Raw genomic sequence first — 25,500 nt, forward strand, 5'->3', positions numbered from 1 at the left:
TTACGATTGTACTCGTCTCACTCTGGAAACACCATTAATATTTTTAAGTTTTTTAAAGGTCTCTTCTAACTGACCTTTATTTTTGACTTCGAGGTTGATATTTCCTGTGAAAACACCATTGTTGGATTCAATAGACATACTTTTCATATCCATCCCCATACTTCCACTGATGACAGTCGTGATATCATTAATCATACCCATTCTGTCAAGTCCTTCAATTTCAATTTTTACTCTGTTTTTGAAGCTTTCTGCATTCACCCACTTGGCCGGAATAACACGATAATCGTACTGAGCTCTCAGATTGATGGCATTCGGGCAGTTGTCACTATGCACTTTGATTCCGTCTGAAATCGTGATGAATCCGAAAATTTTGTCTCCCGGAATTACGGTACAGCATTTTGCATACGTATAGTTAAGCTTCTCTTCGTCCTTCCCAAAGACAATCATGTCAAGGTTTTCCTCTTTCAGATCCTCGAAATGCTGACTTTTATTAGGCGATTTTCTGAATCTTGAAAGTAAATTGTTGAATACGTTTTTACTTTCTATATATTTTCTCAGGCTGCTTACATCCAGTTCATTACTTTGGAATTTAAGGAAGAGCTCCTGAGATGATTTTAAATTAAAGAACTTTTGCAGTTTATTAATTTCTTCATCATTAAAATTAATTTTCGCATGACGAAGTTTTCTCTGCAGAATTTCTTTTCCTTCTTCCACCAATTGGTTTTTCTGAGAGTTCAGATAACTTTTAATCTTGGATTTGGCTTTCGATGTTACTACGAATTCCAGCCAGTCAGATTTAGGCTTCTGATTCTGTGACGAAAGAATATCTACCTGATCTCCGTTTTGAAGGATATAGGAAATAGGAACCAGTTTTCCATTGATCTTGGCACCTAAGCATTTCATTCCCAGATCGGAGTGAACAGAGAAGGCAAAATCCAGAGCGGTAGCATTAGTCGGAAGGATTTTAATTTCTCCTTTTGGCGTAAAGACAAATACTTCTTTGGAATATAAGTTAAGCTTAATGTTATCCAGAAGCTCCGAGGTGGAAAGATTCTGCTGCTGTTCCAGTACTTCACGAATCTCGGTTACCCATTTTTCAAAATTTCTGTCATCAGAACTCTGTTTGTAACCTTCTTTGTATTTATAGTGTGCAGCAACTCCTTTCTCAGCAATTTCATCCATTCTTTCCGAACGGATCTGTACTTCAATCCACTTTTTATCAGGGCCTAAAACCGTTAAATGTAAACTTTCATATCCTGTAGAACGGGGCTGGGTAATCCAGTCACGCATTCTGGAAGGGTTACTGTGGTATACATCCGTAACGATAGAGTAGATCTTCCACGCCAGAAATTTTTCATTTTTTGCATCCGATTTATAAATAATTCTGATCGCATAGTTATCAAAAACCTCTTCAAAGGAAACTCCCTGTTTCAGCATTTTTCTGTAGATGGAAGAAATAGCTTTCGCGCGGCCTTTGATTTTAAAGTTTAAGCCTTCTTCATGAAGTCTTTCAGATACTTCTTTTTTAAATTCTTCGATATATCTTTCACGGCTTTCCTTGGCCAGTTCCAACTTCTCCGTGATCTCGTTATAGACTTCGGGATTATTATACTTTAAAGAAAGATCTTCCAGCTCAGATTTGATATTATACAATCCAAGACGGTGAGCCATTGGAGCATAGATATACACTGTTTCCGAAGCAATTTTTTTCTGCTTATCCGGAGCCATGCTTTCCAGAGTCCTCATATTATGGAGACGGTCTGCAATTTTAATCAGAATCACCCTGAAATCCTCAGATAATGTCAGTAAAAGTTTTCTGTAGTTTTCAGACTGTACAGAGATATTCTGATGGTTCATGATGGAAATTTTCGTCAGTCCATTCACGATATTGGCAATCTTTTCTCCGAATATTTTTTTCAGGTCTTCGTAGGTATAATCAGAATCTTCAATCACATCGTGCAGAAGTGCACAGGCAATAGAAGTAGCACCCAGACCAATCTCTGTTGCTACAATCTTAGCAACAGCAATAGGGTGGTAGATGTAAGGTTCTCCGGATTTTCTCCTTTGATCCTTGTGGGCATCCAGCGCGATATCGAATGCCTTTCGGATGAGCTTATTATTTTCCTCATCCAATGTTCTGTATGTATTAGAGATCAGGTCCTTATATCTGGCAAGGATCTCTTTATTCTCTTGTTCTAAATCGTAGCTCATTTGTGCACATGCCTATAATTAGACGAAAATACGAAATTTTTTAGTTTTTTCAAACATAAAAGATCCGCAGTATACACTACGGATCTTCGGCTATTAGATTTTATATCGATTAGAATTTGACTTCAGAATTCATACCGTCACTTGATGTTTTGATTTTAATATCAGGGCTGCTGTGGATTTCAGCTCTGTTTCTTGCATCAATATACCTTTTGATGGTATCGTAATTGGTTTCATTGATGTTCATATTTTCAAATAAGTAGGATTTCAATGCTGCATTCTGAACAAATGCATTCCGTGCAAGGTCAATCTGAGTAAGATCATTAACGGTAACACTTGCCAAATATTGGGAATTACCGGAACCATCATTAAGGTATACAATGTAATCTGAAGTTCCGAATCCTGAATTTTCCAGATCACTTTCCAGTTTTTTGTAGTCGCTGTGATGACCAAATACTCCAGCTAATATATGTGACATAGTTAATTGGTTTTAAAGTTCCCATTAAAGTTAGTAATAATTTTCTGATTATCATTGCATTTAAGTCAATATAATTTGTTAATTAATATTCAGTTTTCAATAGATGATGATAATGTTTTAAGAATGATTGTTGAACGGGTGTTTAATTTTAACAATTTGGATAATATTCGTTTCCATCTCCTGATAATTTCCTTGTTCTAAAATAAAAAGCCCTGAAAATAACTTCCAGGGCTTCTATTGGTTAAAAAATTGATTAAATTTAAATTCTTTCGTTTTTAATTTCCTCTACAATTTCAGGATTTAAAAGTGTACTGATGTCTCCGAAATTACTGAAGTCACCCTCTGCAATTTTTCTCAGAATTCTACGCATGATCTTTCCGGAACGTGTTTTCGGAAGCCCGGAAACAAACTGTATTTTATCCAGTTTCGCAATGGGTCCGATCTGATCCGAAATTAACTGATTGATTTCCTTTTTAAGATTTTCCTTATCACGTCCTTCTCCGGTTTCTTTAAGCATTACATAGCCATACAGCGCATTTCCTTTGATGTCATGAGGGTAACCTACAATGGCGGATTCTGCAACAGCCGGATGCTGGTTGATGCTGTCTTCAATAGGAGCTGTCCCAAGATTATGCCCTGAAACGATAATTACATCATCTACACGCCCGGTAATTCTGTAATAGCCCACTTCATCCCTCAAAGCTCCGTCTCCTGTAAAATATTTTCCAGGGAAAGCTGTGAAATAAGTTTCTTTATATCTTTGATGGTCACCCCAGATGGTTCTTGCGATTCCGGGCCATGGAAAACGGATACAAAGATTTCCTGTTACCTGATTTCCTGTGATTTCATTGCGCTTATCATCCATCAGAACAGGTTGTACACCTGGTAAAGGAAGGGTAGCATAAGTAGGCTTTGTAGGCGTTACAAAAGGAAGCGGTGAAATCATGATTCCTCCTGTTTCCGTTTGCCACCATGTATCTACAATCGGACATTTTTTCTTCCCAACATGGTCATTGAACCAGTGCCATGCTTCATCATTGATAGGTTCACCTACTGAGCCAATGACCTTCAGAGAACTTAGATCATGTTTGTCTACCCATTCTGTACTTTCTTTTGCTAAGGAACGGATCGCAGTAGGTGCCGTATAAAACTGAGTGATCTTGTGCTTTTCAATCACTTCCCAGAAGCGGTCCGGTTCCGGATAAGTAGGAACTCCTTCAAAGATCACTGTAGTAGCACCGTTCAACAGCGGCCCGTAAAGAATATAGGAGTGTCCTGTGATCCATCCGATATCTGCCGTACACCAGTAAATATCATTTTCTTTATAGTTGAATACATTTTTAAAAGTATATGCGGTGTACACCATATACCCGGCGCAGGTGTGCAGCATTCCTTTTGGTTTTCCTGTAGATCCTGAAGTATAAAGAATGAAAAGAGGATCTTCAGAATCCATAATGACAGTAACGAAATCAGGAGAAGCTTTTTCATACAGATCGGCCATCCAGTAATCTCTTCCTTCTTTCATGGTAATTTCGTTGTGGGTTCTCTTTACCACAAGAACTTTCTCCACGGTCGGCGTTTTTTCCAGCGCATCATCTACAATGCTTTTCAGATCCAGAACTTTATTACCTCTGTAGCTTCCATCTGATGTGATAACCATTTTTGCTTCACAGTCATTGACCCTTGAAGCCACTGCTGAAGCTGAGAATCCTGCAAAAATAACAGAATGAACAGCTCCCAGTTTTGCACAGGCAAGCATCGTAACAGCCAATTCAGGAATCATAGGAAGATAAATGCAGACCCTGTCTCCTTTTTCAATACCCATATCGCGCAAAACATTAGCCGTTTTATTCACCCGGGTGTATAATTCGTTGTAAGAAATATGCTGTGCTTCTTCCTTAGGATCGTTGGGTTCCCAGATGATTGCTGTTTTTTCCCCTCTTATGGTAAGATGTCTGTCGAGACAGTTTTTGGTAATATTGAGTTTCGCATTTTTAAACCAGGTGATCTTCGCTTCATTCATGTCGTACTTAACAACCTTGCTCCATCTCTGATACCACACGAAGTTTTGATCTGCAACTTTATCCCAGAATTTTTTAGGATTTTTGATAGACTTCTTATAGTCTTCAAAATATTGTGGTAAATCTTCTATTAAGTAATTTCTCATATCCCTTTCGTTTTTTGAAATTTGAATTTATTATATTTTAAATTTATGTTTAATTTCCCGTTTAAGCTCTATAAACCTTGATTTTTTCCTGGATTTCCTCAATGATTTTTTCATCATCAATAGTGGATGGAATCTGAAAATCTTTACCGTCCAGCAGTGTCCGGATCAGCTTTCTTAAAATTTTTCCGGATCTCGTCTTGGGTAAACGTTTGACAACCATTACGTTTTTTAAAAAAGCAACTGCTCCGATTTTGTTGCGAACCATCTGAACGATGTCTTTTTCAATATCTTCTTCAGAAATCGCCGAGCCGTTTTTCAACACCACCGTGGCAAAAGGAACCTGTCCTTTTAAATCATCATCAATACCTACAACAGCACATTCGGCAACATCAGGATGTGAGGAAACAATTTCTTCCATTTCGGAGGTCGAAAGCCTGTGTCCTGCTACATTAATTACATCATCCACTCTTCCTGTAATGAAAATATAGCCGTCTTCATCCTGAATAGCACCGTCTCCCGAAAAATAATACCCTTTATATTGAGACATATAACTGCTTTCAAAACGGGCGTAGTCTTTCCATATTCCAAGCATAGCGCCAGGTGGAAGGGGAAGTTTGATCACCAGATAACCTTCATGATGAGGATTGAGTTCGTAACCGTTTTCATCAAATATCTTAATATCATATCCCGGAACAGGCTTTCCTGCAGATGCTCTTTTGATCTGATAATTTTCATCATGAGTCAACAACCCCAGCATTGGCCAGCCGGATTCTGTCTGCCACCAATGGTCTATTGCCGGAACACCAATATGTTCTGCAAACCAGTCCAAAGTGGCAACATCGCATCTTTCACCAGCGAGAAACTGTTTTTTAAAATGGGTTAGATCGTATTTTTTTACCAGTTCTCCGTTCGGATCTTCTTTTTTAATAGCTCTGATAGCAGTAGGGGCCGTAAACATTACCGAAACTTTATATTCTGAGATAATTCTCCAGAAAGTTCCTGCATCAGGAGTCATGATGGGTTTTCCTTCAAAAATAACAGTCGTGTTTCTATTGATTAAGGGTCCGTACACAGAAAAACTATGGCCAACCGCCCATCCGAAGTCTGAAGCAGCCCAATAGGTTTCTCCCGGTTCTACACCATAGATGTAAGTCATTGAGAATTGTAATGCCGTGGCATAACCTCCTGTGTCACGAACGATTCCTTTAGGTTTTCCGGTAGTTCCTGAGGTGTAAAGCAGGTAAAGCGGATGAGTGGATTCTACAGAAACGCAGTCCGCAGGAGCTGATTTTTCTACCAGTTCTTCATAATCAATAAGTCCGTCAAACATTTCATCCTGATTATCTACTAATTTTCTGTTGTATACAACAATATTGTCTACTTTGTCCTGAGCCAGCTCAATTGCTTTTTCTACCAGTGGCAGATAAGGGATTCTCTTTGCAATTTCGACACCGGCCGTGGCTGTGATTAAAACTTTCGGTTTGCAGTCATCAATTCTGACAACAAGCTCATGAGGTGCAAAGCCTCCGAAAACCACATTGTGAATCACCCCGATTCTTGCGAATGCCAGCATGGCAAAAAGTGTCTGCGGAATCATAGGCATATAAATAACGGCTGTGTCTCCTTTTTTTAACCCTAAAGAAACCAATCCTCCAGCCAGTTTTGCTATTTCCTCTTTTGCCTGATGAAATGTGTAGGTTTTCTTCTGATGGGTTACAGGAGAATCATAAACGATCGCAACCTGATCACCAAAACCGTCTTCAATGTGTCTGTCAATACATAAGTAACACATATTGAGCTTCCCATCAGAAAACCACTGTGGGTAATCGTTTTCACCATTGGAAAGAATCTGCTGCGGAAATTCAAACCATTGTATTTTCCCGGCCTGTTCCTTCCAGAAGCCTTCTTTGTTTTCTATGCTTTGTTTAAATAAGGTATCTGTATTCATATCATTAGTTGTGTGTTAGTTTTTTATCCTTGTCAAGGTTTTAAATCTTGACAAGGATAAGTAGTCGTGTCATTGCGAGCCGCAGGCGAAGCAATCTCTTAGAACATCTCCTCAATTTGTTGCATCAGTTTTTTTATTGAATAAGGTTTGGTTACATAGGCATCGGCACCCATTTCCAATCCTTTTTCAATATCTCTTGGGTTATTTTTAGCACTTAGAAAGATCACTTTGGTGTCTTTCAGTTTTTCATCCTGTTTAATAAGATCCAGGGTGCTGTAGCCATCAAGATTCGGCATCATGATATCTAGAAGAATCACATCCGGAACCATGGTTTTCAGAAAGTCAAGGACTTCCATTCCGTCACGGGCAATATAAACATCATATCCGTTTTTCTTAAAGCTGTATTCCAACGACATCAATATTTTGTGTTCGTCATCCGCAATGATTATCTTTCTCATAAGAAGGTTTTAATGGTGTTCAACTTCATCTGTAATCTCTTTTTTAGTTTTTTTGGGAATGTTGATGGTGAAAGTTACGCCCAGCCCGCTGTTTTCTGCTTTTATACTTCCTCCGTGTGCCTCTACAATTTTTTTGGAAATGGCCAATCCCAGTCCGCTTCCTGTAGGCTTTAATATGTTTTGGTTTTTCGATTGATAAAATTTATCAAAAATCATTTCCAGATCCTCTTCCGGGATATGCTTTCCCGTATTGAAAATGGTAATGATCAGCTGCTGGTCCTTTTCAAACAATTTGGTCTGAATGGTGCCGTGTTCTTCCGTAAATTTTAAAGCGTTTCCCCAGATATTCTGAAACAGCTGAATCATTCTTGCTTCATCATATTCAAATATAGACTGATTCAGGAGATTAACTTCACTCAAATGAATATTTTTCTGCTGTATCAGGTGAAGAAGCGGATTCAATGCTTTTTTATACGTGTCAACAATATTGTTTTCCTGAATATGCAGAGAGATTTCACCATGCTGCAATTTATCCAGATAAAGAATATCATTGATGATTTCGCTTAATCTGTCGGATTCTGTGATGATGTTGTTTAAAAACTCCTGTTTGATGTCAAAAGGGATATCATCGTCATCCGCTAAAATTTCTCCTGCTGAACGGATGGCCGTAATCGGAGTTCTTAGCTCGTGAGCGACAGAATCCAGAAAATCGTCTTTTTGGCGGTCTTTAATAATCAGACTTTCATTGGCAGTCCTCAGATCATTAGACAGTTTCTGAAGTTCTGCAGACTGTTCGGTAAGCTTTTTATTTAAGCTGATATTTTCCTGCGATTCTTCGAGAATATTTAAAACTTCTTTTAAAGATATTTTATCTTCCTTGGTTACTCCTTCAATCAATATTTTTGCGGAAGCTGTACCGATTCTTCCGGCCAAAAGGTTTTCTGAGAATTTGATAAACCTTGAATCGGCTGTCTCAGTATTGGAGTCGATGTTATATTTTAAATTAAAAATCCTTAAGGCCTGTTCCGTTTTATTCTTACCTAAGAAACGTTCCAGAATATTCTGAATATCAGAAATATAGGCTGTTCCTCGCCAGATAAAAGCATTTTCGTGATTCTGAATGTACTTATCGATGTCTACGTAAAGCTCAGCAAAGTTTCTTTCACGGTAATTTCCTTTTGAACTTACGGAAACAATGGTAAATAAGCTTGTATTGACCAGCATCGACCAGAAAAAGATCTGTGGAATTCTTCCTAAATAAGGAATGGTAAAAAAACCGAAAGCATTATACATATCCCTCAAGACCCCTTTAAATTCCTGATTGTACGAAAAATAATACTGGGGAATAATCAGTCCGAAATAGCAGATTACCAATCCGGCTAAAAGTCCTGTAACAGCACCTTTATAACTTCCTCTTCTCCAGAATAAAGCTCCGAAAAATGCAGGTGCCAGCTGTGCAATCACGACAAATGAGATTAATCCTACCGAATCCAGGGAAGTTTTCAAAATGAAATACTTGTAGAAGGCAAAAGTCATAATGATCAATGCGAAAATACTGAACTTCCTGATATTGGTGATGATTCTTGTATTTTGCTCCTCGCTTTCAGATTTTAATTTTCCCAGCAATCCGTATGGAATGATGAGATTGTTGGAAAGCATTATGGATAAAGTAATGGCAGAGATAATGATCATGGAAATACATGAGCTCAATCCTCCAAGAAAGACGAATACTGTGATCAAAGTATTGTCGAAATGCTGTGGAATCAGAATAGAGTAGAACTCAGGATTTACTTTCTGTCCGTCAAAAATTAATCTTCCTCCCCAGGCAATCGGGAAAATAAATACAGTAAAGATTAGAAGGTAAAGCGGAAAAAACCAAATAGCTGTTCTGATGTGCTTTTCCTGCCTGTTTTCAACAATAGCGGTGTGAAACTGTCTTGGAAGAATGCAGATCGCTGTTGCAGAAATCATGCAGAGAACCATCCAGTTCAGGGCACCTTCAATTCCGTTGAAGGTGTTTTTTTCTTTAAAATCTTCAAATTTACTGGCCTTCTCATAAATATCTGAGAAACCATCAAAAACATAATAAATAACAAAAAATCCGAGAATGATAATGAAAAATAGCTTTAAAAAACTTTCCAGAGCAATGGCGGAGATAATTCCAAGCCTTTTTTCTGAAGCATCCACATATCGTGTTCCATAGTAAGAAGAAAATAAAGCGATTAAAATTACCACGAAAGTTGCATTATCAGTAAGAATGTCTTTCGACATCGGAGTTTCAGTTACCAGATGGAAGGTTTCAGAAATGGCTTTAATCTGCAGCCCGATATAAGGAACTATCGCCAGAAGGCAGACTATCGTGATAATGGCACTCAGGCTTCTGCTGTTCCCGTATCTCAATGAAATGAAATCGGCCAGGCTGCTTATTTTGTTGACCCTTGAAATTCTTACAATCCGGGTATTGATATAGATCCATGCCGGAATAATCATAATAGGTCCAATGTAAATTGGCAAATAGTTTAATCCGCTTGTCGCTGCCACACCGATACTTCCATAATACGTCCAGGCAGTACAATATACAGCAAGAGATAAAGCATAGATGTATGGATTATTGATCCAAAGCTTGCTTCTTTTCTTCTCTGCCAGGTAGGCAACTAAGAAAAGGAGGGCCAGATAAAACAGAACGACAAAAAATAATGCGAAACTACTCATCATGTCTTTTTACAATTACAAAAGAAATCACAATGGAAATCATCCAGACCACGAACAGATAAATAAGGATCATAGGATACCCCAAAACTTCTCTGTCACTATTGAAAAGAAGTGAAATAGGAATGCTGAAAGCAATCATAAGCCCTACGCTCAGTATGATAAGTTTTTGTTCGTGTCTTTTTTTCATAATTATTTTATTTCCTTACTGAAGCATATCGCTTCTTCACGTCCGATGTAAATTCCATAATTTTCAATGACCTTATATTCGTTTTTCAGATAAAACTTTACGGCATTGTCATTTTTTTTACGGGTTTCCAGATAGATGTATTTATAGTCAAATTGTTTTGCGGCTTTTTCTAACGCTGAGAGAATCTTTCCGCCTAGGCCTATGTTTTTTTCCAGGGAGAACATGCGTTTAATTTCACATACTTCTGGTGAAAGGGGGCGAAAACCTCCACAGGCTATGGGTTTTTCATCACTTACAGCAATGAGGAACAAAGCTTTCTCCTGAGAAAAGTCATCAAGGTTTGCACTTTTGCTTCCACTCTCACCAGAGATTGTAATAAGAGAAGTATTTAATCTGTGGATGAGGTCAATAACGCTCTTATCCTGAGAAGGACGGGGAATTGCTTTAATCGTGATATCCATTTTTTTATAATTGATAACAGATCATTGATGAATGCCGCATTCATCAATGACCTGTTTTTTGCTTTTAAATTTTATCGTCAGAATATTCTCCTTTTAAGGCGTAATAACCGAAAACTGCCATTCCGCCTGAGATAATCGGCATCAGTACAAAAAGAATGATGATGCCAAAAACCAGATCTTCCTGTTTTCCGGAAGTTATTTTCGGGATTCCCAGTACGGTAATTCCGAAGTAACCCACAATTAATGCTATTGCGATCCAGAGAATGCCTAATATTTTTTTTAGTCCGTTCATTTTAGTAGTTTTAAAATTAATAAAAATTTGAGTGATTCAGTACCTAATCGTGAAGATTATTGTTCTTATTTTTAAGATAAAATAATCCGATGATCAAACATACAGCAGCGACTCCAATCGGGTACCAGAGTCCTTCCAGATACCATGTTGCATGTCCTGCTTCTTTTCCTGTAGTCACCAGATAAGTAGCTACCGCTGGAAGAAGTCCTCCAAATACCCCGTTTCCAATATGATAAGGTAATGACATTGAGGTGTAACGGATTCTCACAGGGAACATTTCAACAAGGAAGGCAGCGATAGGTCCGTAAACCATCGTTACAAAGATCACCTGGATGAAAACAAGGAATACCAGGTACCATTTGGTGTTGTCACTTAATTTTAAACTTTGAGAAACTTTGGCTTCTTCCGGTTTTCCGTCTTTCATAACAATCCCTGAAGGTGACCAATGAACTACGCTGTCTTTTTTAATTAAAGTTCCGTCTGTATAAAGTGTTTCTTTGTGAAAAGTCACCAGGCTGTCTGTCGCAATATCATTGTGGATTTTAGCCGTTCTTTTTTCTGTAATTCCATTGGCTGCAATCGTTTTGTTTTCGAGGTTTACACTTTTAAACATGCTGTCGTAAATAGGTCTGTACGCTAAAATAGCAATCAGCATTCCGGTCATCATCACTGCTTTTCTGCCGATTTTGTCAGAAAGCCATCCAAAGAATACAAAGAAGGGTGTTCCTAAAAATAAAGCCGTAGCCATCAATGAATCTACCTGCGCCGATTCTACATTCATGACCTTTTGAAGGAAACTCATGGCATAGAATTGTCCTGTATACCAGATTACACCTTGCCCCATCGCAGCCCCGAATAAAGCCAATAGTACAAATTTGAAATTGTATTTGTTTCCGAAACTTTCCTTTAAAGGGTTTTTGGACGTTTTTCCCTCGCTTTTGGCTTTCGCAAAAAGGGGTGATTCTTTCATGTTCTTTCTGATAATGTAAGATACAGCAACCATCAGAATAGAAATCCAGAATGGAACTCTCCATCCCCACGTATCGAATTCTTCTGCAGAAAGAGTGGTCTTGGTGATCAGAATAACAATTAATGAAATGAAAAGTCCGGCTGTTGCTGTAGTCTGGATCCAGGAGGTCCAGTATCCGCGGCGATGAGGTTGTGCGTATTCTGCGACATACGTGGCAGCACCTCCGTATTCACCTCCTAAAGCAAGCCCCTGAAGTAATCTTAAAATTAAAACCAAAACCGGCGCCAGAAATCCAATGGTTTCATAACTTGGAATACATCCGATCAGGAAAGTGGAAAATCCCATAATCAGTAACGTAACCAGGAAAGTATATTTTCTTCCGATAAGATCTCCCAGTCTCCCGAAAAATAATGCCCCGAAAGGTCTTACTACAAATCCGGCAGCAAAAGTAGCCAGGGTAGATAAAAATGCGGCAGTAGGATTATCCGCAGGGAAAAATTTGGTCGCTAAAACAACGGCCAGACTTCCAAAGATATAGAAGTCATACCATTCTATCAATGTTCCGAGAGATGAGGCAGTGATCACACTCCAGATGGTGCGGTTTTTCTGCCTGTCGGTCATATTTTCGTAGCTTTCGTGATGATTTTCGCTCATATTGATTAGTTTTTGATGTTAGTGGAATAGGATGTTAATTATAATTTTTTTTGAACCATTAAAACCTTACAGGTAGATCTGAAACTGTACAATAAATTCTCCTTTAGAAGAAGGACTTTCCGTAGGATTTGTATAAACAGGCCTTGTGGAATACTGTGTCGTTATTTTTGCGTGATGTCCGTCTATAAACCAATTGGCTCCGACATCAAACTGAGATGAAGATTTATCAAAAGCCTCAAAACTTTTATGAGTATAAGCAGCAAAAGGCTGTATTCTGATTTTTGGCTTTTCTGCCTGACTCGGTAATAGTAAACCTGCCTGGGCGTAGATAATATTACCTGTTCCAATAGTTGGCTGTAGATTTCCTGGTCCTGCAATGGCTTTATTCCCTATAAAATTAGGATCAGAGGCGCCAATATTCATGGTTCCCAGATTTCTTACATAGTTCGGTCCGAAATTGTAATTATAATATCCGGCATAGGCAGAAACGGCCATTTTATTTTTTGCCTCACCCAAAGGAATGTCTGCAAACGCATCTACAGCAAAAAGGGTAATATCATGTTTTTCAATGTTTGAATTGACAGAAGTTCTTGTTCCGTCAGCCTGATGATAAAAACCAGCACCTACATTGAAGACTTTTTTTGTTCCCAGGTAAGATCCAACTTTAAAAGGAAGTGTGTTGGATTCTTCATCAAGAAACTGATATTCAACATATCCTGCTTTTGAAAAACTGGGATTTCCGTTATTATCAACAGCGACTGCTTTTGAAGGATCTGTTACATTCACAGGAACAAGATCTGTGGCGAAAGGTTTATTTAAACTGAAACGATATTCCAGTTTTCCATACTTTCCTTTGGCAAACATTCCGAGCTGTCTTGCAAACTGATCTGAATTATCAATCAAAGGCCATGAGAAAACAGGAGAATCTAATGTAAGGAAGTTAAGCGTGGAAGCCATGGTCATACGGGAAAGTCCCATATAGTAGTGTAGTCCGGCCCCTAAAGTTAAACTGAATTTTCCCGCTTCTCCAGGTAAAATAACTGCATATTCGTTCCAGGCATCATGAAAGAACAGCTGGGTTTTCTTTCCGTTTCCATAACCTCCTGTTCCTGAGGTGCCTGAAGCGCCGCCATTGATGAAAGTCTGATTATTAATTCCGAAATGGAGCAGGATCATATATCTCTTAGAGATCTGTGCGTATGTTAATGCACGTAACCTTCTGTTTCCCAGACTCCATGAGTTGTCAGCAGGTTCACCGCCTACCATGGTTCCGGGGTTCATAGATGTATTTCTTACCCAAAACTGGTCCCATAAAATAAATCTGACGAATTTATCCCCGTTTTGGTTGAGGTTAAGTTTTAAGCCACTGCCATAATCAGGAGAGCCTTGTGAATATAAGGAACTGCTGATTAAAGCTAATCCAATGAATGTAAGTAATTTCTTCATAAATTATCAATTTTTGGCGTTGTTTTTTGTGAATGCCAAATTGTAATTAATAATTTATTTATGAAAATTTAATATATATTATTGGTAGTAGTATAGTTAATATTTAGTAGAATTTGATTTTCGGGATGCGGGGTTCGAGGTTTGGGGTTTAAGATTTTAAAATTATGATTTTTTAAATATTTGATATACAGTTTTTTGTAAGAGTATTTTCACCTCGGTTTTAAAACTTCATGACTCGCGTCCCGAAACCCGCGCTACTTTTTAAACCGTTCCCACTTAATCAGCATATACTTATCGGCAAATTGTGTGATGATAATTCCGGAGTTTTTAATATTCTCTTCCTGAGCGATATACTCAATCAGTTCGCTTTGCTTTAGTATCTTATAAACAGGATGGAATTCAGAATGGGGCGGCCTTGTGATATTGTATTTTTTAATCCATGAGCTTATGGTAACATGGGAAACACCGATAATTCTTTCAATTTCACGGTAACTTAAGCCTTCCAGATAAAGCTGAAGAGCCTTGGTTACATAGTAATCGTCTATTTGCTTTCCCAGTTTTTTAACGGTAAAATAATAGTTGCAGTCTTTGCAGTGGAAGCGTTGTTTATTGTTGATGATACCGCTTTTTACTACTTTGATACTCTTGCATTTAGGACAGGTATTCTCCATAACTATATTATTTTAGCAAATATATAATAAATTAGCAAATGTATATTTTTTTATAAAGATAATTTTACCTGCTTAAAATTTTAAAACAAAAAAAATATCTTTTTAATTTGGATTTAAAAGAAATTATATTTTAAATTTGCCAAAAAAATTAGATAAATAAATGGAAATAGAAATTTCCTCATGCGAACATCTAATGTATGTGAGTGAAATACAGCAGGAAATGTACGATTCTGCACAGCGCAGAGGAACGGGTATCGCAAAACGTTCTATAGAATATTTGAGTAAAAAGATTTCAGAAGGCAATGCTGTGGTAGCCACTGAAAACGGAGAGTGGGTAGGTTTCTGTTATATAGAGACCTGGTCACATGGGAAGTTTGTGGCTAATTCGGGGCTGATTGTGTCACCGAAATTCAGGAACGGCGGAGTAGCGACTCAGATCAAGCAGAAAGTTTTCCAGTTATCTAGAGACAAATATCCGGATGCGAAAGTGTTTGGATTAACAACAGGTTTGGCAGTAATGAAAATAAATAGTGATTTGGGATATAAACCCGTGATCTATTCTGAACTGACTCAGGATGAAGAATTCTGGAACGGCTGCAAAAATTGTGTAAACTATGAAATTTTAATGATGAAGGAACGTAAAAACTGTCTTTGTACAGCCATGTTATTTGTTCCGGAAAACGATAAAAAAAAAGAGGAGGTAGTGAATAATCTGCCTGAAAATAAATATGATGGAATGATTCAGAAAGATTTTGATGAATTCCATGTGACCATTAATAAAAATAAAAAGAGTCCAGATGAAAAAGAAAGTCATCTTAGCGTTTAGCGGAGGTTTAGATACTTCCTACTGTGCTAAATATCTTAGTGAAACACTAGGGTATGATGTGTATGCCGTTACTGTAAACACCGGAGGTTTTTCAAAAGAAGAAGAAAAAGAGTTGGAAAGAAAAGCCTTAAACCTTGGAGTAAAAGAGTACAGGTGCGTAGACGCTCAGGAAGATTACTATAATTCATGTGTGAAATATTTGATTTTCGGGAATGTATTGAAAAATAATACCTATCCTCTATCGGTAAGTGCTGAACGTACTATTCAGGCGCAGGAGATTGCAAAATATGCCATTGAAGTACAGGCAGATGCCATTGCTCACGGAAGTACAGGAGCAGGGAACGATCAGGTTCGTTTTGACTTGATTTTCCAGGTGATGTGTCCAAATATTGAAATTATTACTCCAATTCGTGATATGGCTTTGTCCCGTGAAGAAGAAATTGAGTTTTTGAAAGAACACGGTTATGAAATGGAATTTCAAAAAGCTCAATATTCTGTCAATAAAGGACTTTGGGGAACTTCAGTAGGCGGTAAAGAAACACTGACATCCAGAAATTACCTGCCGGAAGAAGCTTTTCCGTCTCAAATTAAAGAAACTCAACCTTCAGAGTTGGAGATCGAGTTTAAAAACGGAGAAGTGGTAGGAGTCAATGGAGAAAGCTTTGAACATTCAGTATACGCCATTCAAAAAATAGAAGAACTGGCTTCAGCGTATGGAATTGGTCGTGATATTCACGTAGGGGATACCATTGTTGGGATTAAAGGACGAGTAGGATTTGAAGCGGCAGCAGCATCGGTGATTATTAAAGCGCATCATTTATTGGAAAAACATACGCTTTCAAAATATCAGCAAATGATGAAGTCGCAGTTATCCGACTGGTATGGAAACTGGCTTCATGAAGCACTTTTCTTAGACCCTGTCATGAGAAATATTGAGTCGTTCTTGGTAGATTCTCAGAAAACAGTAACCGGGAAAGTATTTGTAACCCTTCATCCTTACAGATTTATTCTTAATGGAATTGAATCTGATCATGATCTGATGTCCGACAAATTCGGAAGCTATGGAGAAGCGAACAGAGCATGGACGGGAGAAGATGTAAAAGGATATACGAAGATTGTAAGCAATTCTTTAAATATATACCACCAGATTAACCAAAATATCAACTAGTTCCGCAAGGAAGATGTAATGAAAGGCAGAACAAAATGCTGTCAGAATTAAAATGAAGAAAACAGTAGGAATTATTGGTGCCAACGGTTATACAGGAAGTGAGCTGATACGCTTACTGGCTTTTCATCCCCATGTGACATTGAGTTTTTTATATAGTCGTTCGAATTCGGGAACAAGAATTTCGGATCTGTACCCGGATTTAACGACGGTTTGTGAAATGGTTTTGACGGATAAGCCTGAAGACGTGGATGTTCTTTTTCTATGTCTTCCTCATAAAGAAAGTCAAAACTGGTTAACGCAGAACCCTGTCAAGGATGAAACGCTGGTGATTGATCTTGGAAACGATTTCCGCTTAGAAGGAAATTTCGGAAACAGAAATTTTATCTACGGATTGCCGGAAATTAATAAAAAACAACTAGTGGGTGCTAAAAGTATTGCGAACCCGGGATGTTTTGCTACGACCATTCAATTGGCTTTGCTGCCATTGGCGGAAAAAGGAGTGTTGAATGAGGTCTTTACCACAGGGATTACGGGTTCTACGGGAGCCGGGCAGTCTCTGCAGGCAACCACTCATTTTACCTGGAGAAATGATAATGTTTCAGCCTATAAAACATTAACTCATCAACATGTGGATGAGATTTTGCAGCAGCTGATTGCATTCAATAATAAAGAAGTAAACCTGAACTTTGTTCCTTGGAGAGGAGATTTTGCAAGAGGGATTTTTACAAGTTCCACCATGAAGACGGAGCTGGAGCTGGAGGAAATAGAACATTTGTATCAGGATTTTTATGCAGAGGAGCCTTTTGTTACAGTAAGCAGGAAGGCAGTGGATTTAAAGCAGGTTGTCAATACCAATCGCTGTGTGATTCAAATCGAAAAGAGTGGAAATGTTGTCGTTATTCACTCAGCGATTGACAATTTGTTAAAAGGTGCTTCGGGGCAGGCCGTACAGAATATGAATCTGGCTATGAACTGGGAAGAAAATGCAGGATTAAACCTGAAACCGATAGCATTCTAATATAGAAAGTAGATGGATGTATGGGAACTCGAAACCCGAATCCCGGATCATTCATTATTTATCAATTATCATTTATAAAAAGACATGAATTTATTCAACGTATATCCATTATTCAACATAAATCCGGTAAAAGCTCAGGGATCCTTTCTTTGGGACGATAAGGGAGAACAATATCTTGATTTTTACGGAGGTCATGCTGTGATTTCTATTGGGCACAACCATCCACACTATCAGAATAAGCTGAAAGATCAGCTTGAAAAAATTTCTTTCTATTCCAATTCTGTTCAGAATGAATTACAGACTGAACTGGCAGAAAAATTAGGAAAGCTTTCAGGGTATGAAGATTATAACCTTTTCTTATGCAATTCTGGAGCAGAAGCCAATGAAAATGCATTGAAGCTGGCTTCATTTCATAACGGAAAAAGCAAAGTGCTTTACTTTTCAGGCTCATTTCACGGCAGAACTTCTGCAGCGGTTTCAGTGACTGATAATCCGAAAATTGTAGCTCCGGTTAATTTTTCCGATAGATTTATCAAATCAGAATGGAATGATATACAAGAGCTTGAAGAAACCTTTGAAAAATTTGGAAATGAAATTTCATCCGTAATCATCGAAGGAATTCAGGGAGTAGGAGGAATTATGATTCCAACACCGGAATTTTTATCTAAAATCAAAGAATTATGTGAAAAATATGATACTGTTCTTATTTTGGATGAAGTGCAGTCCGGGTATGGGAGAAGCGGATATTTCTTTGCGCATCAGGAATTTGGTGTAGAAGCAGATATTATTACTACGGCTAAAGGAATGGGAAATGGTTTCCCTGTGGGCGGAGTTTTAATCCATCCTAAATTCGAGGCAAGCAATGGTTTGCTGGGAACGACATTTGGAGGAAACCACCTTGCCTGTGCCGCTTCTATTGCTGTGCTGGATGTCATGAAAGATGAAAATCTTCTTGAAAATGCGCAACAGATGGGTGAGTATATTGAAAATGAAATTAAAGATTTACCACATATTAAATCTATCCGAAGGAAAGGATTGATGATCGGAATAGAACTCGACAGAGACTGTTCAGAAGTAAGGAAAGAATTACTGTTCGATCATCATATTTTCACTGGAAACTCTAATGATAAAAGTGTTTTAAGGATTCTTCCGGCACTGAATATCAAAAAAGAGGAAACAGATCTTTTCATCAGTGCCCTGAAGGGGGTATTGGAAAATATCTAAGCGATTTAAAAACAAAATCTTTAAAATTAATTTAAAATGAAATGGATATTCCATTTGTCCATTGAAAAAAAATAGAAAATACCAAATGAAAAAATTTACCTCTGTAAGTGATATAGATAACTTACAGGAAATCATAAAAAAAGCTTTACAGATAAAAGCAGACCCCCTTACTGAAACACAAAAAGGAAAGGGAAAAACAATCGGACTTGTATTTTTAAACTCAAGTTTGAGAACCCGTCTGAGCAGTCAGATTGCAGCTCAAAATTTAGGTTTAAATGTGTTGACGTTAAATGCAGCACAGGAAGCCTGGAATCTTGAATTTGCTGACGGAGCGGTGATGAACGGCGACACTGTAGAACATATCAAAGATGCTATCGAAGTGTTAAATCAATATTGTGATATCATTGCGGTACGTTGTTTTGCAGGGATGAAGAGCAAAGAAGATGATGTGAATGAAAGCATCCTAAGCCAGTTTGAAAAGCATGCAAAAGTACCTGTTATTTCTCTGGAATCAGCTACCCGCCATCCACTGCAAAGTTTAGCAGACTGCATCACCATTACAGAAAATTGGAAAAAAGACCATAAACCAAAAGTGGTATTGACCTGGGCACCGCATATCAAACCTATTGCTCATGCCGTTGGAAATTCTTTCGCAGAATGGATGCAGGAAATGGATGTAGAGTTAGTGATTACAAACCCCGAAGGGTATGATTTAGATAAAAACTTCACAAAAGATGTGAAAGTAATCCATGATCAGGATGAAGCATTGAAAGATGCAGACTTTATCTATGTGAAAAACTGGTCTTCTTTTGATGACTACGCAGCAATGCCTGAAGTAAAGGGTGAGTGGATGCTTACGAATGAAAAACTAGCGCATACCAATGATGCGAAAGTAATGCACTGTCTACCGGTTCGCCGTAATGTGGAACTGAGTGATGAAGTGATGGATGGAGATCATTCTGTCATTTATCAGCAGGCAAAAAACCGTATTTTCTCCGCACAGGCTGTATTCAGTGAAATTTTAGATGAATTGAAAGCCCAATAATAATCCTTGTCAAGGTTCAAAACGTTGACAAGGATAGAAAAAAGAAAAGATCACAAAACGTTTACAATGAAAGAAAAGTTATACATCATAAAAATTGGCGGAGCTTTAATAGATGATGAGGAATTATTAAGCCAATTCTTAGAACAGTTTTCCGAAATTACTGAAAAGAAAATCCTTGTTCATGGTGGAGGCAAGTTGGCAACAACGCTTGCTGATAAGCTGGGTATCGAACAAAAGATGATCAATGGAAGGAGGATTACGGATAAAGAAACACTGGATATTGTAACGATGGTATATGCGGGAGGAATCAATAAAAATATCGTTGAAAAGTTGCAGCAGAAAAGATGCAATGCCATAGGATTCTCAGGAGCAGACGGAAATTTAATTAAAGCTAAGAAAAGAGAACATCCTGAAATCGATTTTGGATTTGTGGGGGATATTACCAAGAAAAGTGTGAACAGAAAGCTGGTTTCAAAACTCATCAAACTGGATCTTGTTCCTGTATTTTCTGCGATTACCCACGACAGAAAAGGAAATCTTTTCAATACCAATGCAGATACCATTGCTTCTGTGATGGCACAGGCTCTTTCTGAGAAATATGAAGTTGAACTGTTGTATTGTTTTGATAAGGAAGGTGTTTTGAAAGATATAAACGATCCTGAATCTGTGATTAAAAGTGTAACTGAAGAAGATTTTACCACACTAAAAGAAGAAGGAAAACTTCACAAAGGGATTTTGCCCAAACTTGAAAATGCTCTTGGAGCTATAAAAAATAATGTAGACAAAGTGTTTCTGATCAAAGATACAGAATTGAAAAACCATATAGAAAATCATCATGCAGGAACTGAAATCTGTTTATAATAAAGAAGAGCTATTGAATAATGCGGTCGGATTGCTTAAAAATTTGATTGAGATTCCTTCATTCAGTAAAGATGAGTTTAATACTTCGGTAGAAATTGAAAATTTTTTCAAAAAACACCAGATTCCTACCAAACGTTTTAAAAATAATATCTGGGCGGTAAATAAGCATTTTGATGTCTTTAAACCTTCTATTTTACTGAATACCCATCATGATACGGTAAAGCCAAATAAAGCTTACACGCTGGATCCGTTTGTCCCTATTGAAAAAGATGGAAAATTATTTGGATTGGGAAGTAATGATGCCGGAGCTTCTTTGGTTTCTATGGCACAGGTTTTTTTACATTTTTATAATAAAGAAGATTTAAAATATAATTTAGTTATTGCTTTGACGGCAGAGGAGGAGATTTCAGGATTTGATGGAATAGAGGCTCTGTTTCCGCAGCTACACAACGTAGAACTCGCCATTGTAGGAGAACCCACGCAGATGAATCTGGCGATTGCAGAAAAAGGACTTCTTGTGATTGATGGAGAAATGAAAGGTACTCCTTCTCACGCCGCTCATCCTAATGATGATAACTCAATTGTAAAATGTATGCAGGATCTGCAGAATATTTTAGCCTTTAAATTTCCGAAGGTTTCAGAATATCTGGGCGAAGTTAAAGTGACTTTATCAGGAATCCATGCAGGAGTACAGCATAATGTGGTTCCGGAATCGTGCAATTTTACACTGGATGTGAGGGTAACGGATGAATATTCCAATCAGGAAGCGTTTGATATCATCCAATCTCAGATGAAATCTACATTAACGGCAAGATCGTTCAGGCTGAATTCCTCCAAGATCGAAATGGATCATCCCTTTGTAAAAGCAGGAATTGAAATCGGAAGGACCACCTATGGTTCACCTACTTCCTCAGATCAGGCGATTATTCCATGTACATCAGTGAAAATGGGACCTGGAGACAGTAGGCGCTCTCATACTGCAGATGAATTTATCTATATCCATGAAATAGAAGAAGGAATAGAAATCTACATCAGAATTTTAGAAAAAGTGTTATAAGAATGGAAGATGGGTGTAGGAAGATGGAAGTTATTGCAGTGTGTTATTAGCTTCCAGCCTCCAGCATCAGACTTCCGGCTCAATATATGTTTTGACTCCGTCCGGCAGGCATGAAGTTTAGTTTTTAAAAGATTTATGCAAAAAAGAAAATTAGGAATGAAAGCTTCACATAAGGAAATGTTTTTTTATAGTTAATAGTAATAAGGATTGCCTTGCCGGGCTTGTCAAGACCCATCAGTATTTTAAATCAGAGAATATGAAAAAAATATGGCAGAAGGATGACCTTGCCACCAATATACTAGTCAATAACTTTACAGTCGGTAAAGACCTTGACTTTGATGAACGTTTAGCCAAATATGACGTAAAAGGCTCTATGGCCCATTGCAAGATGCTGGCAGAAACCGGAATTATCACTCAGGAAGAGTCAGAACAGATGTTATCTGTCTTAAATAGTATCTTAAATCAAATTGAGGATGGGACTTTTGAAATTGATAAAGAAGCTGAGGATATCCATTCTCAGGTAGAAGCAATCTTAATTGAAAAATTAGGAGATACAGGAAAGAAAATCCATACGGCAAGATCAAGAAATGATCAGGTTTTACTGGATATCAAATTGTATTTATTGGATGAAATCCGTGAGATCACAGCCCTTACAGATGAGTTTTTCCAGATTTTAATTCAACTGGCAGATCAGCATAAAAACGTTTTGCTTCCAGGATATACTCACTTGCAGATTGCAATGCCTTCCTCGTTTGGATTATGGTTTGGAGCTTATGCAGAAGCGCTTTTGGATGACGTGGAAATGTTATTTTCAGTAAAGAATATCATTAATAAAAACCCATTAGGATCAGCGGCTGGTTATGGTTCATCTTTCCCGATCAATCGTGAAAGTACCACTTACAATCTAGGCTTCCAGTCGATGAACTATAATTCGGTGTATGCTCAGATGACCCGTGGAAAGTCAGAAAAAATGTTATCAATGGCAATGGCTACTTTAGCTGGAACACTTGGGAAATTTGCTTATGATGTATGTTTGTATCTAAGCCAGAATTTTGATTTTATCAGCTTTCCAAAAGAATTTACTACGGGAAGCAGTATTATGCCGCACAAAAAAAATCCGGATATCTTTGAGCTGGTTCGCGCACGATGCAACAGAATTCAGTCACTTCCCAACGAGTTGATTCTTTTGACAAGCAATCTGCCTTCAGGATATCACAGAGATGTACAGTTGACCAAAGAAATTCTTTTCCCGGCTATTGATTCCCTGAAAGAATGTCTGGAGATCCTAAGCTATACTTTACCAAATATTAAGGTAAAAGACGGGATTCTGGAGGACGAAAAATACAAATACCTTTTCAGTGTGGAAAAGATCAATGAAGAGGTGAAAAGCGGAAGCTCTTTCCGTGATGCTTATGTAAAAGTAGGGCAGGAAATTGAAAACAATACGTTTGAATTTGAACCCGGAAATCTTGAACATACCCACCAGGGAAGTATCGGAAATCTTTGCCTGGACAAAATAGAATATCAGTTCAATAAACTGAAAAATAAATTATTGGGTTAGAATCTAAGCCATTAAGGTCGTCAAAAACTTAGGCAAAAATCAGTGGAAATTCTAAAAATATTTTAGCCTGCTGTCTTTTCGTTTGTGGAAACCTTAATCTTTAATAAATCTTAACTGCTTAAGTGATCTTAATGGTTGGATTTTACTCCGCTCTTTGAATTTGATGATTGATCTTTAAACTGACTATGGTTGGAAATTGAGATTAAATCTGCTGTATAAAATTTTATCGGAGATAAAATCTTTGCGCCTTAAAGCATAAAATTAATAAATTTCTTTTGCGTCTTTGCGTTTTCTAAACAAGATAGTAGAAATGAAAATTGTTGGTATACACAAAGGTGCAAGGAATTGTATAATAGATATTACTTTTAAGACGCAAGTAAATCAAAGATTTTCAGCAATTGAAATAGGAATGAATAATGAGTTTAAAATAAGAGGGATTATTCCAGATCAATTTTAAACTTGGTGGATTTTTTCACCTCGTGAAGTACAATAGAACTGTGATATTGTCCGATGTTGGGAAGGTTTGAAATTACGCTCACGGCAAACTCATTATAGGAATTGATATCTTTCGCGATAATTTTCAGCATATAATCATATTCCCCGGAAAGGCTGGTGATTTCCTGAACTTCGTCGTATTTGGAAATGTTGTCCTCAAAGGTCTCCAATACTTTTTTGGATTGCTCCTTAAGACGGACATTGCAATAAACGATGATATTCAGACCCAGTTTTTCACGGTTTAAAAGACCTACGTATTTTTCAATGATGCCCTGCTTCTCCAGTTGTTTGATTCGCTCATACGTAGGAGTAAAGGTAAGACCTATCTTTTCGGAAATTTCTTTAACCGATAATGTAGAATCTTCTTGAATAATACTGAGAATCATTTTGTCTTTTAAATCCATAAATAAAGTTGTGTGCTAACAAAAATATTAATTTTAAATGAGAATAAGGAAAGACTGAAGTTTTTAATTTATTTTAAACATAATTTTTGTAGGTTCATGAAATTGTTGTATCTTTGCACCTAATGAATAAAAAAGCATTTATATCATTAGATTTACCGGGCGAAAGCGCCCTTTACGATATTTATTGTTATTAGCGAAGATTGTTGTCTTCGCTTTTTTTATGCCCAAAAATTAGAATTATGTTTACGATTACAGAACTAAGCACCGAGAGAATCAACAGTATACTGACAGAAGCACTGGCTTTTGCAAATGGTAAAACTGCTAAAATTGAAGGAGAAGTTTTTTGCTCAAACCTTTTCTTCGAAGACAGTACAAGAACGAAGACAAGCTTCGATCTTGCGGAAAGAAAACTGGGACTTCAGGTAGTTCCTTTTGATGCATCACACAGTTCGGTAAACAAAGGTGAGAGTCTTTATGACACTGTAAAGACCATTGAAAGTATAGGAGTGAACCTTGTAGTGATCCGTGATAAGAAAGACAGATACTTCGAGGAATTGAAAAATATTAAGATTCCGGTAATCAACGGAGGAGATGGTACAGGAAACCATCCTTCACAGTGTATGCTGGATCTGATGACCATCTATCAGGAATTCGGAAAGTTTGAAGGACTGAAGGTGGGAATTGTAGGAGATGTAAAACACAGCCGTGTTGCCAATTCAAATGCAGAAGCATTAAGAAGACTGGGAGCAAAAGTATACTTCTCAGGACCGGAACAATGGTTTGATGAAGGAGCCTTGATCAACGGAACGTATATGTCAGTGGATGAGCTGATCGCTGAAGTGGATGTTCTGATGTTATTAAGAATCCAGCATGAAAGACACGATGCAGCAATGAGCTTCACTGCTTCAGAGTACCATAAAAGATATGGTCTGACCAAAGAAAGAGAACAGGCCATGAAAAAAGAAGCAATCGTCATGCATCCGGCTCCGATCAACAGAGGTGTCGAGATAGATTCAGATCTTGTAGAATGTGAAAGATCAAGAGTCTTTAAACAAATGGAAAATGGTGTTTTCGCCAGAATGGCCATTTTGAAAGAAGCGTTGGAAAGTAAAGGGTATACTTTTAAATAAGAACCAAGGTAAAAGAGCCAGGGTAAAAGTAAAAAGTAAAAAGTAAAAAGTAAAAAGTA

Annotated in this window: 22 protein-coding genes; 9 read left to right on the top strand and 13 right to left on the bottom strand. The window is 37.7% G+C overall.

The features are described from left to right. The 12 genes from RHP76_RS00375 to RHP76_RS00430 all read right to left on the bottom strand — a co-directional run bounded on the left by RHP76_RS00375 (position 1) and on the right by RHP76_RS00430 (position 14,652). Entirely contained in the window at positions 1-2,211 is a 2,211-nt protein-coding gene (locus tag RHP76_RS00375; RefSeq protein ID WP_062670724.1) for a RelA/SpoT family protein, read from the bottom strand. A 109-nt stretch (positions 2,212-2,320) separates the two neighbouring features. Next, entirely contained in the window at positions 2,321-2,686 is a 366-nt protein-coding gene (locus RHP76_RS00380; RefSeq protein WP_062670722.1) for a hypothetical protein, read from the bottom strand. A 259-nt stretch (positions 2,687-2,945) separates the two neighbouring features. Continuing rightward, positions 2,946-4,853 carry an acetate--CoA ligase gene (gene acs / locus RHP76_RS00385; RefSeq protein ID WP_288442452.1) on the bottom strand — a complete coding sequence of 636 codons (1,908 nt, stop codon included), beginning with the start codon at positions 4,851-4,853 and terminating at the stop codon, positions 2,946-2,948. Between the two features lie 61 nt (positions 4,854-4,914). Continuing rightward, positions 4,915-6,801, bottom strand: coding sequence for an AMP-binding protein (locus RHP76_RS00390; protein WP_311229212.1), 1,887 nt, complete (start codon positions 6,799-6,801; stop codon positions 4,915-4,917). A 98-nt stretch (positions 6,802-6,899) separates the two neighbouring features. Next, positions 6,900-7,259 (bottom strand): response regulator transcription factor, encoded by a 360-nt coding sequence (locus RHP76_RS00395; RefSeq protein ID WP_110011117.1) that lies wholly within the window; start codon positions 7,257-7,259, stop codon positions 6,900-6,902. A 9-nt stretch (positions 7,260-7,268) separates the two neighbouring features. Continuing rightward, positions 7,269-9,971 carry an ATP-binding protein gene (locus RHP76_RS00400; protein WP_409193539.1) on the bottom strand — a complete coding sequence of 901 codons (2,703 nt, stop codon included), beginning with the start codon at positions 9,969-9,971 and terminating at the stop codon, positions 7,269-7,271. Continuing rightward, positions 9,964-10,158, bottom strand: a complete 195-nt coding sequence (locus RHP76_RS00405; RefSeq protein ID WP_062670711.1) for a hypothetical protein — start codon at positions 10,156-10,158, stop codon at positions 9,964-9,966. The genes RHP76_RS00400 and RHP76_RS00405 overlap by 8 nt, the downstream gene beginning before the upstream one ends. 2 nt (positions 10,159-10,160) lie before the next feature. Next, positions 10,161-10,619, bottom strand: a complete 459-nt coding sequence (locus RHP76_RS00410) for a GNAT family N-acetyltransferase (RefSeq protein WP_120230605.1) — start codon at positions 10,617-10,619, stop codon at positions 10,161-10,163. Positions 10,620-10,683: 64 nt separating this feature from the next. After that, positions 10,684-10,911: a DUF6814 family protein gene (locus tag RHP76_RS00415; protein WP_311229214.1), complete on the bottom strand. Its 228-nt coding sequence runs from the start codon at positions 10,909-10,911 to the stop codon at positions 10,684-10,686. 43 nt (positions 10,912-10,954) lie between these two features. Then, positions 10,955-12,535 (bottom strand): MFS transporter, encoded by a 1,581-nt coding sequence (locus RHP76_RS00420; protein ID WP_216444948.1) that lies wholly within the window; start codon positions 12,533-12,535, stop codon positions 10,955-10,957. A 66-nt stretch (positions 12,536-12,601) separates the two neighbouring features. Then, a complete protein-coding gene (locus tag RHP76_RS00425; protein ID WP_311229215.1) occupies positions 12,602-13,981 on the bottom strand; it encodes a porin in 1,380 nt (459 codons plus the stop codon). A gap of 254 nt (positions 13,982-14,235) precedes the next feature. Next, positions 14,236-14,652: an IS1/IS1595 family N-terminal zinc-binding domain-containing protein gene (locus tag RHP76_RS00430; RefSeq protein ID WP_062670701.1), complete on the bottom strand. Its 417-nt coding sequence runs from the start codon at positions 14,650-14,652 to the stop codon at positions 14,236-14,238. A gap of 160 nt (positions 14,653-14,812) precedes the next feature. Here RHP76_RS00430 and RHP76_RS00435 point away from each other — a divergent pair, with 160 nt between their 5' ends. From RHP76_RS00435 to argH, 8 genes are all read left to right on the top strand, one after another. Continuing rightward, on the top strand, positions 14,813-15,478 hold the full coding sequence (locus RHP76_RS00435) for a GNAT family N-acetyltransferase (RefSeq protein WP_062670699.1): 666 nt from the start codon (positions 14,813-14,815) through the stop codon (positions 15,476-15,478). Then, on the top strand, positions 15,450-16,646 hold the full coding sequence (argG, locus tag RHP76_RS00440; RefSeq protein ID WP_123277955.1) for an argininosuccinate synthase: 1,197 nt from the start codon (positions 15,450-15,452) through the stop codon (positions 16,644-16,646). Before RHP76_RS00435 ends, argG begins: the two co-directional genes overlap by 29 nt. A 52-nt stretch (positions 16,647-16,698) precedes the next feature. Next, positions 16,699-17,664, top strand: coding sequence for an N-acetyl-gamma-glutamyl-phosphate reductase (gene argC / locus RHP76_RS00445; RefSeq protein WP_120230608.1), 966 nt, complete (start codon positions 16,699-16,701; stop codon positions 17,662-17,664). Between the two features lie 84 nt (positions 17,665-17,748). After that, positions 17,749-18,888 (top strand): aspartate aminotransferase family protein, encoded by a 1,140-nt coding sequence (locus RHP76_RS00450; RefSeq protein ID WP_120230609.1) that lies wholly within the window; start codon positions 17,749-17,751, stop codon positions 18,886-18,888. Positions 18,889-18,973: 85 nt separating this feature from the next. Continuing rightward, on the top strand, positions 18,974-19,933 hold the full coding sequence (locus RHP76_RS00455; protein ID WP_311229216.1) for an N-acetylornithine carbamoyltransferase: 960 nt from the start codon (positions 18,974-18,976) through the stop codon (positions 19,931-19,933). Positions 19,934-19,999: 66 nt separating this feature from the next. After that, complete coding sequence (gene argB, locus RHP76_RS00460; protein WP_311229217.1) at positions 20,000-20,794, top strand: acetylglutamate kinase; 795 nt, start codon at positions 20,000-20,002, stop codon at positions 20,792-20,794. Further along, positions 20,769-21,851, top strand: coding sequence for a M20 family metallo-hydrolase (locus RHP76_RS00465; protein WP_311229218.1), 1,083 nt, complete (start codon positions 20,769-20,771; stop codon positions 21,849-21,851). Before argB ends, RHP76_RS00465 begins: the two co-directional genes overlap by 26 nt. A gap of 256 nt (positions 21,852-22,107) precedes the next feature. Next, positions 22,108-23,412: an argininosuccinate lyase gene (gene argH / locus RHP76_RS00470; RefSeq protein WP_288442461.1), complete on the top strand. Its 1,305-nt coding sequence runs from the start codon at positions 22,108-22,110 to the stop codon at positions 23,410-23,412. Positions 23,413-23,849: 437 nt separating this feature from the next. Here the strand turns inward: argH and RHP76_RS00475 are convergent, their stop codons facing one another. Then, on the bottom strand, positions 23,850-24,311 hold the full coding sequence (locus tag RHP76_RS00475; RefSeq protein WP_034696246.1) for an Lrp/AsnC family transcriptional regulator: 462 nt from the start codon (positions 24,309-24,311) through the stop codon (positions 23,850-23,852). A 239-nt stretch (positions 24,312-24,550) separates the two neighbouring features. On the opposite strand from RHP76_RS00475, the gene RHP76_RS00480 reads away from it, so the two are divergent. After that, on the top strand, positions 24,551-25,441 hold the full coding sequence (locus RHP76_RS00480) for an aspartate carbamoyltransferase catalytic subunit (RefSeq protein WP_062670681.1): 891 nt from the start codon (positions 24,551-24,553) through the stop codon (positions 25,439-25,441). Positions 25,442-25,500: the final 59 nt, after the last annotated feature.

Origin of the sequence: Chryseobacterium sp. SG20098 (assembly GCF_031844745.1) — a bacterium.
GTDB classification, from domain to species: Bacteria; Bacteroidota; Bacteroidia; order Flavobacteriales; family Weeksellaceae; genus Chryseobacterium; species Chryseobacterium cucumeris.